Raw genomic sequence first — 1,160 nt, 5'->3', positions numbered from 1 at the left:
TGAAGACCTCGTAGCCGACGCGGACCCCGTCCCGTTCGATCGTCCCGACCTCGTCGGGCTCCCGTGCGCGCACGGCCCCCGCCCCCTTCGCGGCCCGTTACGGCCGGATCTCGTACACGGTGTTGAACGGCGTCTCGGTGGCCTGCCGGAAGCGGGTGAAGCCCGCGTCGGTGGCGATCTGGCGGATCGCCGCCGGGCCCGCCTGGGCGCCGAGGCTGTAGCCGCCCGGCTGGGAGCGCCCGTTGGGCACGCACAGCAACGTGGAGAACGCGTAGTAGAGCCGACCCACCGGATTCAGGTTCTCCGTGAGCGTGTCCCCGGCGCGGGGCTCGACCACCATCCACGTCCCGTCGGGGGCCAGCGACTCGCGGACGTGGCGGGCTGCCCCGAGCGGGTCCCCCATGTCGTGCAGACAGTCGAAGGTGGTGACGAGGTCGAGGTGGCGGCCGGAGAACGTCGCGGCGGAGGCCACCTCGAAGGACGTCCGGTCGGCCACGCCGGCCTCGGCGGCGCGTTTGTGCGCGATCTGGACGGACTCGTCGTGGTAGTCCGAGGCGGTGATCGTCGACTCCGGGTAGGCCTGCGCCATCAGCACGGTGGACGCACCGTGACCGCAGCCCACGTCGGCGACGCGGGCGCCGGCGCGCAGCTTCTCCTCCACGCCGTCCAGCGTCGGGATCCAGGCGGCGACGAGGTTCGCGACGTACCCGGGCCGGAAGAAGATCTCGCAGCCGTCGAAGACGTCCGGGTCCTGCTCGTGCCACCCCATCCCCGCACCGGTGCGGAAGGCCTCGGTGATCCGGGGCTCTGCCCGCAGGGCGCCGAGGGCGAGCACGAACGCCCCGGGGAGGTAGATCGGACCCTCGGGATCGGTGAGCGCGAACGCCTGCTCCTCGTCCAGCGCGAACGTGCCGGCGTCCGCGTCGTACTGCACGTAGCCGCTCGCGGCCTGCGCGGCGAGCCATTCGGTGATGTACCGGGTGGTCGTGTCGGTCCGCCGCGCGAGTTCCTCGGGGGTCGCCGGCCCCTGGGCGAGCGCCCGGTACAGGCCGAGGCGGTGCCCGACGACCACGCCGCCGGCCACGACCGCGGCCCCCAGGTCGGTCACCATCTGACCGACGAACGCCATCAACTTGTCCTGGTCCACCGTCATCGTCGTC

Annotated in this window: 1 protein-coding gene; it reads right to left on the bottom strand. The window is 72.7% G+C overall.

Annotated features, from left to right (window positions below; genetic code table 11):
• Window positions 1–97 precede the first annotated feature (97 nt).
• Entirely contained in the window at window positions 98–1,153 is a 1,056-nt protein-coding gene (locus tag AC0CYZ_RS25380; protein ID WP_472220502.1) for a class I SAM-dependent methyltransferase, read from the bottom strand.
• Window positions 1,154–1,160: the final 7 nt, after the last annotated feature.

The sequence above is a fragment of the Actinomycetospora sp. genome, from assembly GCF_055612215.1.
Note: the sequence above shows the minus strand (reverse complement) of the source record. Positions and strands in the feature narration are given on the sequence as shown.